Genomic DNA, 16,308 nt, shown 5'->3' on the forward strand with positions numbered 1-16,308 from the left:
CCTAGAGGCCCCCCTCTTTCATGCATTCACCCATTTTATATATGATAGTTTCATAGCTATTCACCCATAATGCTGAAGAATCTTTCTCGGTGTGAAGATCGTCACTTCCCGTGCGGTAGAGCATATTTCTCCTATCTTTGATAAATTCGTCTGCTAGGGATTCCTTATCAAAATGAACGAGCAAAGCATCCTCTGACAAATTAACGATAATCATAAACTTGATGCCATTCTGCTGCCTTATGTAGGATAATACCATCTCTTCCGAATTACGAATGAACGTTAATTCTCCCATCCACATAGCCGGAATATTGGTTCGAAGATGGATCAGGAATTTATAGTGCTCGAACATCCTTGCATCAAACGAATCCCAGTTGAGTTTATACTCATCGAATAAGGACGTCCATGTTTCCATTGTATTCTCATTAAATTCCTGTCCCATCATGATGAGGGGAACACCTTCAAGCGTCAGTAAGATCGAAGCAGCAGGTCCTGCATGCTCCATGCCTAAATACTCGCAGATTCTGGACTGTTCTTTGTCCTCAAGCCAATTCATCCTTAGAGCATTTTTAGGAAAGCTGTACTTGTAAGAGTTATAAATCGTTATAAAATCAGTCTGTGTAATCGTTCTTTCGATCATCTGACGAATAAGAATGCGAGGATTCCCGTTGTAGGTCAAATCACAGGATTCAAGATGATGATATTCATCGTATGACTGAGAGATCAGGATGAGATCAGCTTTGACTTCCTGCAGGGCTTGCTTGATCTCGACGAGGAAATCATAGGGAGTAATGTCCGAATCATCCAATCGAATTCCGTCAAAATCAAACTCGGTAATCCAGTATTTCATAGCCTCAATTACATATCTCCTCATGTCGCGACTGCTAAATTCCAGACCGGCAAAATATTCACGATTAGGCACATCATAGTAGATCTCACCTTGTTCATTATGCGTAAAATAGCCCGGATGACTTTCTGTCAGAATATGATCCCTACTGGTGCGGTTCAAGACCCAATCCAAAATGACCCTGATCCCGTTCGCATGAGCTTTGCGCATAAATAACAATAAATCATCTCTGGTCCCGAATTCTGGATCTATCGAATAAAAATCTTTTACCGCATAGGGGTCACCGTATTTACCAATCCTACGTTCATGTCCCACTTCATTAAACGGCATCAGCCAAAGCGTATTGATTCCCAGTTCTTTGTAATAGTCTATCTTATCAGCCAGTCCTTGGAAACCGGTTTCTGTGTACGCGCGGAGATGAAGCTCATAAATGACCGATTTTTTAATCCATTCAGGACTAGAAAGGGCTGTAAAGTTCTCATACATATATCCCGGGTGATGATTTGAAATCTCATTTGTTCTGATCAGTACATCACCATATTCAGTTACCGTAATCGCAGAGTTATTCTGCCCATCTTCCGATACACTCGGATTCAACGGGTCTAAAATCCACGCTTCCCCATTCACCACAAATTTATAGAGATGTCTTCCCTTAAGAATAGGTAATTCAATCTCCCAGCCTGTCGCATCTTCCATTCTGTTCATGTAGTTTCTATCGCCATTCCAATTATTAAAAGTCCCTGCTAGAGCAACACTATCAACAGGAGTATCCGTATAATAAACAAATCGTACGCCTTTAGATCCCTTTGTTGGAAATTTAGTCAGCATGGTATGACCTCCTTTAAATAGATTCTTGACTCATAGGGCTGAAGACGGCCATCAACTAACGTTTCATCCGTAGCTGACTCTACATTGGATAGCAGTAATCCAATAGATTTGTCAGCTAGCACCCCAGGGATTTCCAGGTGTGCCGATGTGGCTGAGAAGTTCATAACAACGACCAGTTGTTCATTTCCCAAAGTCCTTGTGAAGCCTAGAATGGACGAATGATCAAGAAGAATGGGTTCATATTTGCCATAGACTGCAACGAGATGCTGTTTGCGAAGAGAAATTAATTTCTTGTAATAGTTCAATATGGAATTTGGTTCTTTCTCAGCAGACTCCACATTAATCCAGCTCGCATTGGGATTAGCTTGAATCCATGGCGTTCCGGTTGTGAACCCACCATGAGAATGATCATTCCATTGCATTGGCGTTCGGGCGTTGTCTCTGCTTGATTGGTGAATGGCCCTCATGATCCGATTCTCCGTCCAACCTTCCTTTTGGGCCAGACGATAAAAATGATGGGTAACGCTATCTCGATAGTCATCAATAGAATCTAACTTTATATTCGTCATGCCGATTTCTTCCCCTTGGTAGATATAAGGGGTGCCTTCCAGCATAAACATCAGTGTTGCCAATAGCTTCGCCGACTCTATACGGAACTCTTGATCATTACCAAAACGAGAAACAGCGCGCGGCTGATCATGGTTACTCCAGAAGTTAGCATTCCATCCCTTATTGTGTAGCTTGGTTTGCCATTGGTTTATTATTTCTTTTAGCTGAGACAATTGCCAAGGAGTCTTCTCCCAGCCCTCAAGACCTCCATTGTTGCTGTCCATGCTTATATGCTCAAAGTGAAAAACCATATTAAGCTCGTCCCGATTTTCATCCACATACAACAAAGCCTCTTCTGGACCCGTGTTTGCGGCTTCCCCGACGGTCATGATGTCATAGTGACTAAACACTTCTCGATGGAGATTTTGAATATGATCGTGTACTTTGGGCAGATTTGAGAATAAATGATGCGCGGATACGATTTTCTCATGAGCTGGCGCTTCTGCATCTGGATAATTGTCCATCTTGACGATATGATTGATAGCATCGATACGAAAGCCATCCAAGCCTTTATCAAGCCACCATCGTACCATTCGATGAAGCTCCTCAATTACAAGCGGATTCTCCCAATTCAGATCCGGTTGCTTTCGGTTGAAAATATGCAAATAATATTCCCCTGATTGTTCATCATATTCCCATGCAGAACCGCCGAAGAATGATCCCCAGTTCGATGGGGGCTCTTTGTTTTCTTTTGCTTTTTTCCATATGTAATAATCTCGTTTAGGGCTGTCTTTGGATTCACGGGATTCTACGAACCATGGATGCTCGTCCGAAGTATGGTTTAAGACGAGATCGGCGATAACCTTGATCCCCTTGCGATGAGCTTCCGCCAATAATTGTTCAAAATCTTCCATAGTTCCGAATTCTTCAGACACAGCATAATAATCACTAATATCATAACCGTTATCATCGTTTGGAGTTTTGTAGAAGGGACAGATCCAAATCACGTCAACGCCTAAATGATGTAGATAATCAAGCTTCGAAGTAATTCCTTTAAGGTCTCCAATGCCATCTCCATTGGTATCCATGAAACTTCTCGGGTAAATTTGATACACTACACTTTCTTTCCACCATTTTCTTTTATAATCTGCTTCTTGCACCATATGAAGTCACCTCGAAGATTTTATATTTAATCTCTTCTTCTATCGTATCTGTATTGAAACAGGCTTCCAATATCCGATACTACTCCATAATGATGCTATTCTGTTGTGATCATCCGCCACTACCATGAATGGTTTCGTTAGCTCTGGCTATGATGGTGTCTTTAAAGCTTTTAGGGGAACAATGATGAACTCGTTTAAACAACTTGTAGAAATGTGATAGGTTCGGCAAACCGACCTGCTCAGCAATCTGGGCAATGCTGAGATCTTCGGTCAGAAGCAGGCGTTCTGCATATTTGATTCTGCGATGAATGACATACTCAGTGAAAGTAATGCCTAGGGTCTGTTTAAAATATTTAAGGAAATAGGTATAGCTGAAATTGACAAGAAGACAAGCCTGCTCAACCGTTATTTTATCGGATAAATGCGCTTCCACATAATCAAAGACTAACTTTAGCTTGGCATAGTTCATCGATCGGTTATATTCTAATAACCCCTCATTGTCATGACGTAATAATAAAAAAAGACATTTCTTTACCAAATAGTTAATGGCCATCTCATAGCCTCTTTGCTTCTGTTCATGTTCCCACTGCAATTCTATTACCGTGCTGTATAATTGTTGACGCAATTCCGAATTATCCCTAGACAATGAGTTTAACCTTACCAAAGGCAGCAATGACTCCTGAAACAAATAAAGGAAAGGAAGCATGTTGGAATCTAAGAATGCCTCCAGCTCGAATTGGATCACAACATAATCAACAACTTCGTTTTCTTTTCTTAGATCGAGATGGGGTTGGCAAGAACCTAAAATTAACACATCACCCGCTCGTAAGTGATAAACTTCAGCTGGTGTATGGATTTCCATTCTCCCAGATCGTACAGCAATAATCTCTAGCTGCGGATGAAAATGCCACCCATGCTGACATATTGCCGTACTGTGAAAGCTAAGCACTTGAATACGAAGTAGTGGGTTGTTATAAAGAATTGGCTCTTTAACTAATTCCATGAGCTAGATACCTCCAGAGCAGAGTTAATTCATAGATTAAAAAAATTCGCCGTCATTTATGGTACGGTTCTCCGCGCATCGCTAACTGGTAAAGCAAAATCCGTAAAAGAATCGTCTTCCGTAAACCAGAAGACGATATTTTTAATTCTTTTGCGGTCAGCTTCCATGTGGACTTCCTTAATCAGCACCCGTAGTAGTGCTCGTTTGGGACATTTCATTCTCATAAGATCTTATTTCATTCTATCAAAACACGATTACCCTGAACATCCACAATTTTCCCCAAAACGCCAACGAGACTGCCCTTGATTTATACCCGAATAGTGAAGCCGTTATCGAAGCATAAAGCATATTATCCACCAAACGAACTGCATCGAATATATCTCTTTTGCATGAATATACTATCTTTTTCCGTAGCTAACTGTCTGAGCACATTGAAACATAACCCAGTACAAAATAACTCACCGTTTTAGTATATATCGCGGCTTATTAACATTATGTAAATATTTTACATTTCGTTGACTATTGAGAAACATTAAGCAGCTATGCGTCTCATGTATGACCCTCAGCTGAGAAAGCAAATAAGAGCGAGGCGTTAGGCATTAGTCGCCCACGTCTCGCTCTCATTCTTGATACTCACTGACTATAAAAGATTCGTGCCATTTGAATGCCATCTTTAAGTCCGGCATGGTACATCCATTCCAATGCCATCGTATGCCGATAGTTCAGCGTTTCTTCCCATTCTAGGATGAGTTGAAACTGCATAGATATAAGCTCTTGTTTTAATTGCTGCTCGACCTCTACTTGTTTATCATGCAGCAGGACGGCTTCATCCAATTTACTAACGATTTGTGCCAACTCATTAAACCGCTCATCAAGCGCGGGCTTCATCCAATCCGGTAAAGGCTGCGGCGGCAACAAAATCCCCTCCCACGGTAAATTGTTGTTCATGTTACCTTGGGAGGGGATAGTTGGCAATATGCAGTTGCGCGCTCGTTCACGATTCAAGCTCGTTTTTTTCCGCTGCTCTCCATTCCGCAATAAGATCATCGCGCATCGAAAGTAAACACTGAATTTTTTCGCGGATTTGCTGCCACTGCTCTGGTGTCGTATCGGCTCTGCCATGCTCGACGCCGAGCTTACAGTGGCGTCTTATGATAGACAAAAGCATTTGCGTTTGGGTGTCGTTCAGAGCAAGCCCAATCAGAGAATTTCGATTCGATCCATGTACATCTTTACATGGATTAGCAATAACCGTCATATAAAGCTCAAGCGCTAATAGCACCTGAGCTTCGTCTTATAGGTAAATGTGGCTCCAATAAACTATATCCTGATAAGCGACACACACATTCAACATGCCTTGTATTCCTATACTGTCATTGGATTGAATTCATTAACTCGTAGAAATATTTAGGTTCATGAGTTTTATTAAGACGATACCAAGCGTCTAATGTTTTTGGAGAAAACACATCTAGCGCTTTTAAAACATGAACAGAAAATTCTAATGGAGCTACTCCGGATGCGGTGATCAATTTCCCATCGGTGACTGCAGATTCCACTTTGTAATATTCTTCTCCCGTGTAAGAAGGGCAAACCATTTTAAGGTAGGCCAAATCATTGCTTGTGTGCCAATGTGAATCCAGCAATCCTGCTTGAGCAAGTCCTAAGGTAGCGCCGCAAATTGCTCCAACGACTATCCCTTCCTTTAAACAAATCTCGGCCATTTTTAATATGGGTACGTGAATAGCTTCTGTCCATGTATTCCCACCAGGTAAAATCAGTGCATCTACGCTTTTAATGCTGCACTCATCCACTTTGATGTCAGGCATTATTTTCAATCCGCCCATTGTAGTTACTGGAGTCTTTTCTATCCCAACGGTGACTATTTTGGCAGGAGCCAGCCCCTGTCTGAAGTATCTTCCAGAGTTCAGTTCGGCGGCTAAATAACCTATTTCCCAATCGGACATGGTATCAAACACATAAAGATATACGGTATTATTCATTTCTAAGTGCTCCTCATCAAGTTTATTAGGTAACAGCAACCATTCATCTATAATGAGTGGTTATCCTTATAATAAAACAGCTTCACTGACAAATGCTGTCAGTGAAGCTGTTAAACTTGATAATATTCCATTAACTCTGAAGCAACCGCCACAAGTCTATTCTTTAGATTCTGTGGCTCTATAACTCGAATGGATTTCCCATAAGGAAGAATGATTAACGGAACATGTGTATACAGTGCTTCTTCCTCAAGTAAAAAAATGGCTTGCGTCGATGTCCGCTCCTGCAAATGATGCTCCAAAAACCAATGTATGCATAGATCATCCAACGCCTCTGCCTTGCCACTAATAATTAAAGAAATGTATCCAGATTTACCTGCTACATCTGGTAACAGATTATTCATAAAAAAAGTACGCGCTGAAAATTCATTGGGACGCCTAAATGAGAATGGCGTGCGTGTGATGTTCAGAATTCGTTCTACCCGAAAGCTGCGGATCTCATTCCGCAGGTGGCAATATGCAATTGTGTACCACTTATTGTTCCAATTAACCACACCATAGGGGTCTATTACCCTATTTGGGGACTGCTCTTCATGACTGTTACGATAAGAAATTTCTACAGACCATTCATTTGCTACAGCGTGCTCCAATTCCTGCAATACCGGCTGAATAGCGGGGTATCCCCTGCGGTTTATTACTTCAAATCCGGCTAAATGATGGCTTAGTATACTTTCCTGCTCCTGATTCGAATACATTTTCAACTTGGATGTTGCATTCTCTAATGCCTCACTCAAAGGATATCCGGCTTCTTTTGCAAATAGGGCAGCATGAAGCAGTGTCTTTTTTTCATCAATACTAAATAGCAGAGGAGATTTGATAAAATTGTGCAGCAAGCTGTACCCGCCATTGTGCCCTGTGTCGGATATGATAGGGACGCCACTGGCACATAGTGCATCAATATACCGATAAACTGTTCTTATATTTATCTCTAACTTTTCCGATATTTGCTTTGCAGTCAATTTCTCCCCCGAATTCAACATCCATAGAATTGTTAGCATATTATCATTTTTTGGCATAACATAACCCTCACCTTTGATTACCACTATACTTAACTTCTAACAAGCACCTTAAGTGATTTGTTTGCTAATCCACTGTATTCCTTTATTCTGATCCTTGTAGTGTTGATACACTCCTGAATTCCTTGTTATTAGTAATCAACTCCGTTAGTGTTACCGGAGTGAAGGACAAGGTGCTTTTTCCTCTAAGTTTGCTCCATCCTTTCTAAGCTGTTATTTTAAAAAGTCTTATATTAAGTCCATTATACATTTCATATAACAAGGAGCGCAGCCTATTTAGGCACGCTCCCCCATTCCATCAATATGACTGATTCCACATGTGCCGCATGCTTAAGCCCTTCTTTGGGCATTCAGCATCACCGCATCCACCTTCAGCGAGAGCCTTTTTTCTTTTCCGTTAAGGTCAACAGGTTGTGTTCCTTTTACTAATAAATTCTTTGTAGGCTGCAATTTTGTTTTTCAGCATCTTCTCTGTGGCTGTTAAGTCTTTGATTTGATTCTCAACAGAATCTCTATGGCTTTCAAGAAGGTTTAAGCGGGCTTGGGCCGTATGCTCTCCTTCTATATATAACTGGGCATAATCTCTAATTCGTGCGATCGGCATTTGGGTTTGTTTCAACCTCATCACAAATCGCAGCCAAGCAAGATGGGAGTCATCATACATTCTTTCCCCATTCGTATTACGCATCGGAGCACTGATCGCTTCCTTCTCATAATATCTCAGTGTATGTGTGGTTATTCCCAATAGCTTGGCTACCTCACTGATCGTGTACATACAACCCCTCCCCATCCTATTTTTTGACTTTTCAGATTCTCCCATGATTATAAAAAACATTTGACTTAGAGTAAACTCTAAGCCTTATACTCAAATCATTGTTGCATTCTTGTTGAATACAAAGGAGGGAATCACTTGAAATATACTGTAGTTACCGGCGCCAGTTCAGGTATAGGCTATGAAACAGCTCTAGCTTTTGCATCACGAGGGAAAAACTTAATTGTTACAGCCCGAAGAGAGGAACAGCTAGAGGAATTAAAGTCTGAAATCGCTCGTAGCTATCCTGAGGTAGATGTTATCATTCGCACGACTGACTTATCCATTCCCAATAATGCGTATAACCTTTACGAAAGCCTTCAAGGGTTTCAAATCGAAACCTGGATCAACAACGCGGGATTCGGCAACTTTGCCTCCGTGGCCATGCAAGATTTAAATAAGATAACTACAATGCTGCATCTGAACATTGAAGCGTTAACCATACTATCTTCCCTCTTCGTTCGTGATTACTCCCATGTTGAAGGAACACAATTAATCAACGTTTCATCGGGTGGCGGTTACACGATTGTTGGAAATGCCATTACGTACTGCGCGACCAAGTTTTATGTGAGCGCCTTTACTGAAGGACTATCCCATGAGTTGAAAAGTCAAGGTGCACAAATGCAAGCTAAAGTGTTGGCACCTGCTGCAACAGAAACAGAATTCGCGAAGCGTTCTTTCGACATCACGGAATTTGAATATCACGGCACTGTGCCGAAGTTCCATACCGCAAAGGAAATGGCTACATTCATGCTCGACTTGTATGATAGCAATTACGTTGTGGGAATTGTGGATGGTTTGACGTATGAGTTTGCGCTGAGAGATACCCTTTTAAATTATGTAGAGAGAACGAGATAGTCTCTAATGATACGGTTCCGCAGACTTTAGAATTCCGCCCTATTTGTAGTATGGTTCCCGCTTAACAGGCTTATCAGCGAAGTTAGGACACCCTCTAATGAAGGTGCCCTAACTTTAAGCTCTTAACTAACTGTCCATGATAAATTGCTGGCTTTATACTGTTCCGATAATGAGGCTAACATTAACGCAAATGTCGTAATCCAATTCAAGGGGGTGATCCCAAAGTAAGATCCATTAGAGAGACCTCTCTGGATAGATCACTTTTTCATTTCCTTGTCTTATTACCCTTGATGATAAAATAATGCAAGCTACCGTAAGAACGACCCCAAAGCCTACCAAGCCCACACTAGCTCCTGCTAGATCGATCAGATATCCAAGTCCAAAGCTCGGCAAACATAACCCGAGATATGCCCATATTAAAAATCCAGAAACCGCTCGAGCTTTATGGTCACCTGAAGTTTTTGATACTCTTCCCACCCCCGCTGAATAAATAAATCCATAAGCCGCTGCACCCGAAATCGTGCTCCCCAACATAAGCAACAGAGGAGATTCTATTTTCATTCCAGCCAACAAGATCGTATACCCCAGTACCAATAAAGCACAGCCCGCTTGTACCGCATGTTCATATCGAAATCGATAAATAAACGGTTGAATCACGGCACCGGTAGCAGTCACAAGAAAAATACAAAATGGAGCAAATCCCTTTAATCCAACTGTCTCCAAGCGTATAGGCACGATTGCGATAACTACACCTGCCACCGCCCATGCTGTACAAATGCTCCAACATGCAATCAAAGACCCTGAAGGAACGAAAGGAGCTTTAAATGTATGAAATACTTGTAACAAAGAAGGTCGCTTTCGAGAAGTGCGATCATTGGGCAATGTAACTAGGAATCCCATACAGATACCAATACCAATCAGCAGTACCACATAAGAGTAAGGAATTATTGAATCATGCAGGTATAGCGAGCCCGCTGTCATCACAGGACCACTTCCGAATCCAAATGCACTGCTTAGAGCAACCCATCTGACAGATTGGTTGGAGCTCTTAGATGAACCTCGATATTCACTTAAATAAGCCGTACCCGTACCCAAAGTAAGCCCGACACCGACCCCCTCCAAAATGCGCGATAGGAGCAAGACTTGAAAGCTTGGAAACAAAACTAATAGAAAGTTTGCTGAGAAGCTGGCAGTCATACCTATTAGAAATATATTCCTTTTACCCCAATACTCTGAAACCCCTCCCAAGAAAACAATAACAGGAAGCACACCTAATAAATAGGCAGCAAAGACTGTTGTCGAAAGCCATACCCCAGATCCAATCTGCGCCGCATAAGCACTGTATAAGGGAGTCTGTGCATTTACACTAGCCGTAACGAAGAATATCCCCGCCACTATGATCATTCTATTCATGTTCTCATCACCACATCCTTGTTTACTGATCTAACCATAAACAAATTATGGATGTTATACTATAGCCATAATCATATCGTTATTGCAATCCATAAACAGCTTAAGTTGGTGTAATATGTTCATTTCGCTGGATCGTACAATCAAAAAACCATTATGGCTACAGATAGCCGATGCTTTACTCGAAGCCATACGCAAAGGCCAGTTGAAGTCCAATGAAACGATCTGGCCTTCCAGAGTGTACGCCAAGGAACTAGGAGTATCACGATCTACTGTACAGCTAGCTTTCGAAGAACTAGTTGCACAAGGCTACTTAGTTACCTTTGGCAAGGGTGGAACAAGAGTTGCTGAATTAACATATCCCACCGAAAAGATTCCCCAACTTGACCCACCAAAGATCGACAATAGTCAGAATTCCCAGCCAATAGATTGGTTGCGAATTCCGAAGTCCCATCACGTCGATATTCATTTCATGCATCACGAGCCTTACATTGACCACATCTTTATGAATGCATGGGCAAGCAGCTCAGCAGCCGCTATGAAAAGGATGAAAGATAGCGATTGGGGCTACACAGATGCTAGGGGAGCAGTTGAAGCACGCCAACAAATTCGTCAATACCTTGCTTTGGAGAAGGGCTTACACCTATCACTTGCCCAGGTTATGCTGCTACCGGGTACACAACGTATTATTGATTTGATCGCGCAGGGACTGCTAAACCCTGGTGATCGGGTCGCAGTTGAGGATCCTGGTTACCCTGCTGCACAGATAGGATTTTTGTTTCGCGGCATGATCGTGGATTGCATTCCAGTTGATGCGCATGGTCTACGAGTTGACCTGTTGCATCCCAAGACCAAGCTTATCTTCGTCACGCCAGCTCATCAGCGTCCCACAGGTATCGTCATGTCCGCACCCAGACGAATGGCATTAGTGGCATTCGCCAATCAACACCACGCTTGGATCGTCGAGGATGATTATGACGGTGAATATCGTTATCATGGCAGTCCGCTGCCAACTCTATATTCCAGCGCCATGCATACCACTCTATACATAAAATCCTTTTCTAAATTGTTAGCCCCTGGCTTACGGCTATCTGCACTTGTTGGACCTGCCCAAGCGTTGGATCGTATTGCTAATGTGATGCGAATAACGGAACGACAGGCTTCTATTCTGGAGCAGCAAACTCTAGCGGAATTTTTCGCTAGCGGATTGTTCGCTAAACATTTAAGCCGGCTCCGTAGAATTTATCGCAAACGACATGATGTGTTGTTATCGTCACTGCATGAATATAAGATTCTCCAACGCTTACAGCTGGTAGGGGCGGAAACGGGGTTAAATGTTTTATTGGAGGGGGAGACGCGATTCCAAGAAGCTAAAATTATTGAGGCGGCGTTGCAGCGACGGATAGGTTTACACGGACTGCAGCCCTACTGTTTCCAAGTTCAGCGCAAAGGTTTATTAATTGGATTTTCCAAGACGGATGAAGCCTCCATACAGACAGGAATTAGACAGCTAGCCGCAATCTTGGAGTTGTAACAACGAAGAACGGAGAAATTGAAAGGCACCCGATTGTGCCTCATTTTAGCTGCGTTTCAGTAGCGTTTTTCACACTATTGCGGAGCTGATTTTGTAATTTTTACAATGATCCATACAGCTCCACATATCGCCGCGGAGATGAGTGATGCGATGAATAAAGCACCTCCAGCATGGATAAGCAAAAATGGAACCCAAGCGATACTCAGCATACGGTGAACACTTCGCATCCACACGTTTCGAACCTGTTTAATCAGCATTCCATAGCCCCCGATGGCTAGCAGAACGGCAAATGCCGCAAGTCCGACGAACGTCTCCGGTTTGAGCGCCGTGAAAAATAAGAAGTAGGCTCCGTGTGCAACAATAACAGCAATAGTCAGGTACCCTGCAAGCTCATGAATAGAGCGAACCCATTTGCTAAGCTTCCGAATAAAGAAAGGAGACGACTTTCGTAAATTCTTAAAACGAAGCCAAAGAAAACTGGCCGCGCCAAGGAAAACAGCAACCCTGCCGAAGTTATTAAACAGCTCCGCTGTCGGATTACGCCCCGTAATAACGTGTTCAACAAAATAAGAGTAAATCAATAAACCTAATGCTATCCATGTAACAAGAACTGCTGGAATCCAAATTAATTTACTTTTGGACATTTTCATTGCCCCCTTTTCATTGGCTGATCATCCTTTACGAAAGATCAGGTTCCCTCATTATTCGTATCGAATCGATCGGGTCTTCTAGTATTCGATCAACTGTACTGTTATCAATGATAACAAGTCACCCTAAACTGGCAGATGAGAAGATCTAAACGATTCCTAAACAAAGAAAAACCATGCCGCCGGCAAATAAACGGGAGCATGGTTTCGCTTGTTTCCATATGTATGGTTCTACCCTCTGTCCATTACAGGTTTAGCCGATAGCCAGCACCCCAGACAGTTTCAATCATTCTTGGTTTCGATGGATCTTCCTCGATTTTCTCCCGAATGCGGTTGATGTGAACCGTAACCGTGGCGCTGTCGCCGCCGTAATCATAGCCCCAAATCTTTTCAAAAAGATGGTCTTTGGAGAAAACGATGTTCGGGTTCGTCGCAAGGAATTTCAACAGTTCAAACTCCCGGTTTGGAAATTTGATTTCCTGTCCGTCACGATATACCTTCCAGCTCCGGGTCATAATTCTCAGATTGCCAATTTGAATTGCGCTTTCTTCCGAATTTCGAGAGGACGCATGGGTAAGACGGTCATAACGACTCAAATGAGACTTGACCCTGGCCACCAGTTCCGCAGGGTCGAAAGGCTTTGCAATATAGTCATCCGCCCCTAAGCCAAGACCGCGGATTTTATCAATGGATTCCGTTTTGGCCGTCACCATCAGAATCGGAATATCAATCTGATTACGAATTTCACGACAAATCTCATAGCCGCTGCATCCGGGAAGCATAAGGTCTAAAATCAAAAGGTCATAGCTTCCATCCAAGATGGTTTTCACTACCTTGCTGCCGTCCGCCACAATTTCTATTTCAAAGCCGTTGATTTCCAAGTAATCCCTTTCCAGAATGGCGATTTCGGCATCGTCTTCGGCAATCAATATTTTCGTCATGTTTTTCCACCTTTCACCGAGGGCAGAGTGATCGTAAATTTCAACCCCTGATCGTTTTTGACGGCAACAGTTCCGCCCTGCGCCTCAATGATGTATTTCACGATATACAGTCCAAGACCGGTTCCATCGCTGTTTTTGCTGTTTCTTGATTCATCGCCGCGATAAAACTGTTCGAACAGGTGAGGTAGCTTTTCCGGCGAGACCCCGTTTCCGTTATCTGCAAAGCGAAGAACTACATTTTCGTTTGCCTGTGTAACCGTAAGAGAGAGCTTTAACGATTCTGCGCCCGCATATTTCAGTGCATTCTCCACGAGATTGGACAGCACCTGCCTCATTTGCTCGGTATCGATCTGTACCCGGTGACTGCCATCGGATTTATCAAAGCTGATAGAAGCATTCTTCTGCTTCAAATCATCCTGAATATCCAGCGCATATTTCTTCATGAACTTGCCAAGGTCTGTTTCTACCGGAAAGAACGGCAGATTACCTGTTTCCAGCTTGGAGAAATAAAATAATCTTTGCAGCAGCACGTCCATATCGCAAGCCTTTTTGTATGCAATGGAGAGATATTCCTTTTGTTTTTCCGGTGTGCTTGCAACTCCGTCCTGCAAACCTTTGATATATCCTTTGACAGAGGTGAGTGGTGTTCTTAAATCATGAGAAATGCCGGAAATCATATCCGTACGAGCCTTTTCATAAGTGGCGTTTTTATCCTGTTCATTTTTAAGATGCACCTGCATCTGATTGAACGAGGTGCATACGGATTCAAATTCATCCTCGCCTTTATAGACGATGGGCTTTGAAAAATCGCCTTCTTCGATGCGCTTAGCGCTTTCGGTCAACTTATTGATCGGCGTCATGATGCGCTTGACAAGCCGCTTGGTAAACAACTGACTGATAAGCAAAAGGACAGCAATGGCGGCAAGTCCCACAAGCAGGAAGGTAATCAGGAAAACTTCAAATTGGCTCCGATCTGCGCCAAACCATTTGATATGATTTTTTCTAGTGGTTGCACCCACGAGATAAGTTTTATCTCCGACAGAGATAAGCTGTCCAATCGTCGTCACGCCATCCTCAAAAAACACGCTTGGCTGTTCGGTGCTCAATTCGACTTTTTGCAGATAAGATGCGATTTCAGGGTGCTCCAAATTGGAGTAAACCAATATATTGCCCTGTTCAACATGAAGTTCATACCCATATTCTTCCAGTGAAGCGCCGAGAGCAGACCAATCAGGAACGGTGCCTTGTTGTTGTCCCAAAATAAACTCAACCTTGAAAAGGTTACCGTCAAGTTGAGATTTTTTGACGAACCCTGTATGGTTCATCCCAATCATGCCGCCGCCGATAGCAAGCAACACCACCAAAGATAACAACACCATCAAGTTATTTGAAATAAATATTCGCTTTCCTATTTTCATCGCGGCACCTCAAAAGAATTGCAATTCATTTCTGCCAAACCGATACCTACAGATAAATTCAGTTTCTTAAGACAAATGATAATAGCAAATCATAAATAGCAAGATGGGATTTTCTAAACAAATGCTAAACAAATACCACACATTGAAAAAAATTCGCCCTACTCGTGGTACGGTTCAGCGTAACGGGGCTAACGGCGGCATGCAATAGAAGCTATAATATAAAATCGGAATCAGGAGGCTAGTTTGGGACAGTATACTCTTCGAGAGTACGGACTAACTTCCTTCTGACAGCTTCTCTTAATTCTTCTGGTTGGAGCACGACCGCTTCAGCGCCGAACGAAAAGAAATATTCAGCAAAGAATAGTATTTCTGAGCGGAAGATACCCATCTCTAGTATGCCTGTGCCGTTATCGGAACTATGTACTTCTCCCCAAGGGAAAATCCAGCTCTTATCTCGGAATAACTCGATCCCTTTTGCCGTTAATTTCACTTTGACATCTACGCTTTCTTGTTTGCTGTAGAAATGAAGTCCCCAGTTCGTTAAATCCACCTCTGAAACATCCACTGTAGTCGATAACGCTTCGGCATCCGCCAAAACGGCTGACCGTATCCGATCTGCCCGAAACAATCGGTAGGCTTTTCGCAGAAAGCAGTAGGCTGGGCAAAACCAATATCCCTCATGGGCATATATACCGATGGGTTGAATCGTTCTTTGATTAGTCTCATTCTCCCGAATTCCATAATTAATTGTCACGGGCAACCTTCTAATGGATGCTTGGAGCAATATCTCAAGGTAGTCAGCTCGTTCTTGGCGGGTATGCGTAAAGAAGTCAACTCGGTGTCGCATCTCATCTATCTGAAGTTTCACATCTTCCGATAAATACCTGTAAAATTTTCGAAGTGCGGATTCTGCAGATGCCTCGAAGGGCAGCGAGCTGAAGTGTCGAAGAGCATGGGAAGCAAAAAATATTGAGAATGCCTCATTTTCCGTAAATGAAATCGGTGGAAGGCTTCGCTCTGCAAGAACTTGGTATCCACCTCCTGCACCAACTTGAGAGTATAATGGCACTCCCATTCCACTCAGCTCCTGCAAATCGCGCAGCATGGTTCGGGTAGACACACCAAATTCTTCAGCAAGCTCTTTGACGGTGAATTTCCGCTTCCGATTTATTGCCATCATCAATTCAATCAGGCGCCTCGACTTTCCCATTATATTCACCTCCCTAAAA

15 protein-coding genes are annotated in these 16,308 nt (G+C 42.8%); 2 read left to right on the plus strand and 13 right to left on the minus strand.

The genetic code is table 11. The features are described from left to right. Position 1: 1 nt before the first annotated feature. From ABRS97_RS10265 to ABRS97_RS10300, 8 genes are all read right to left on the minus strand, one after another. On the minus strand, positions 2-1,672 hold the full coding sequence (locus ABRS97_RS10265; protein ID WP_367813464.1) for an alpha-amylase family glycosyl hydrolase: 1,671 nt from the start codon (positions 1,670-1,672) through the stop codon (positions 2-4). Then, on the minus strand, positions 1,666-3,384 hold the full coding sequence (locus ABRS97_RS10270) for a glycoside hydrolase family 13 protein (RefSeq protein WP_367813466.1): 1,719 nt from the start codon (positions 3,382-3,384) through the stop codon (positions 1,666-1,668). Before ABRS97_RS10270 ends, ABRS97_RS10265 begins: the two co-directional genes overlap by 7 nt. 109 nt (positions 3,385-3,493) lie before the next feature. Continuing rightward, positions 3,494-4,387 carry an AraC family transcriptional regulator gene (locus tag ABRS97_RS10275; protein ID WP_367813468.1) on the minus strand — a complete coding sequence of 298 codons (894 nt, stop codon included), beginning with the start codon at positions 4,385-4,387 and terminating at the stop codon, positions 3,494-3,496. A 633-nt stretch (positions 4,388-5,020) separates the two neighbouring features. Continuing rightward, positions 5,021-5,302, minus strand: coding sequence for a hypothetical protein (locus ABRS97_RS10280; protein ID WP_367813470.1), 282 nt, complete (start codon positions 5,300-5,302; stop codon positions 5,021-5,023). A gap of 79 nt (positions 5,303-5,381) precedes the next feature. Next, positions 5,382-5,669: a hypothetical protein gene (locus ABRS97_RS10285; RefSeq protein ID WP_367813472.1), complete on the minus strand. Its 288-nt coding sequence runs from the start codon at positions 5,667-5,669 to the stop codon at positions 5,382-5,384. A gap of 91 nt (positions 5,670-5,760) precedes the next feature. Further along, entirely contained in the window at positions 5,761-6,387 is a 627-nt protein-coding gene (locus ABRS97_RS10290; protein WP_367813474.1) for a type 1 glutamine amidotransferase family protein, read from the minus strand. Between the two features lie 110 nt (positions 6,388-6,497). After that, complete coding sequence (locus ABRS97_RS10295; protein ID WP_367813476.1) at positions 6,498-7,460, minus strand: helix-turn-helix transcriptional regulator; 963 nt, start codon at positions 7,458-7,460, stop codon at positions 6,498-6,500. A gap of 403 nt (positions 7,461-7,863) precedes the next feature. After that, complete coding sequence (locus tag ABRS97_RS10300) at positions 7,864-8,235, minus strand: MerR family transcriptional regulator (protein ID WP_367813478.1); 372 nt, start codon at positions 8,233-8,235, stop codon at positions 7,864-7,866. A gap of 135 nt (positions 8,236-8,370) precedes the next feature. On the opposite strand from ABRS97_RS10300, the gene ABRS97_RS10305 reads away from it, so the two are divergent. Further along, the gene (locus ABRS97_RS10305) at positions 8,371-9,129 is read left to right on the plus strand and encodes an SDR family NAD(P)-dependent oxidoreductase (RefSeq protein ID WP_367813480.1); all 759 of its coding nucleotides are present in this window, start codon (positions 8,371-8,373) and stop codon (positions 9,127-9,129) included. A 234-nt stretch (positions 9,130-9,363) separates the two neighbouring features. On the opposite strand, the gene ABRS97_RS10310 is transcribed toward ABRS97_RS10305, so the two are convergent. Continuing rightward, on the minus strand, positions 9,364-10,542 hold the full coding sequence (locus ABRS97_RS10310) for an MFS transporter (RefSeq protein WP_367813482.1): 1,179 nt from the start codon (positions 10,540-10,542) through the stop codon (positions 9,364-9,366). A gap of 115 nt (positions 10,543-10,657) precedes the next feature. Between ABRS97_RS10310 and pdxR the strand changes: the two genes are divergently transcribed. After that, entirely contained in the window at positions 10,658-12,073 is a 1,416-nt protein-coding gene (gene pdxR / locus ABRS97_RS10315) for a MocR-like pyridoxine biosynthesis transcription factor PdxR (protein WP_367813483.1), read from the plus strand. Between the two features lie 74 nt (positions 12,074-12,147). Here pdxR and ABRS97_RS10320 read toward each other — a convergent pair whose 3' ends face one another. The 4 genes from ABRS97_RS10320 to ABRS97_RS10335 all read right to left on the minus strand — a co-directional run bounded on the left by ABRS97_RS10320 (position 12,148) and on the right by ABRS97_RS10335 (position 16,289). Beyond that, complete coding sequence (locus tag ABRS97_RS10320) at positions 12,148-12,717, minus strand: hypothetical protein (RefSeq protein WP_367813485.1); 570 nt, start codon at positions 12,715-12,717, stop codon at positions 12,148-12,150. A gap of 248 nt (positions 12,718-12,965) precedes the next feature. Continuing rightward, complete coding sequence (locus tag ABRS97_RS10325) at positions 12,966-13,661, minus strand: response regulator transcription factor (protein ID WP_367813486.1); 696 nt, start codon at positions 13,659-13,661, stop codon at positions 12,966-12,968. Then, on the minus strand, positions 13,658-15,079 hold the full coding sequence (locus ABRS97_RS10330) for a HAMP domain-containing sensor histidine kinase (protein ID WP_367813488.1): 1,422 nt from the start codon (positions 15,077-15,079) through the stop codon (positions 13,658-13,660). The genes ABRS97_RS10325 and ABRS97_RS10330 overlap by 4 nt, the downstream gene beginning before the upstream one ends. A gap of 238 nt (positions 15,080-15,317) precedes the next feature. Then, positions 15,318-16,289 (minus strand): helix-turn-helix transcriptional regulator, encoded by a 972-nt coding sequence (locus tag ABRS97_RS10335; protein ID WP_367813490.1) that lies wholly within the window; start codon positions 16,287-16,289, stop codon positions 15,318-15,320. Positions 16,290-16,308 lie beyond the last annotated feature (19 nt).

It is taken from the genome of Paenibacillus tabacirhizosphaerae, from assembly GCF_040812395.1.
Classification (GTDB): Bacteria; Bacillota; Bacilli; order Paenibacillales; family NBRC-103111; genus Paenibacillus_E.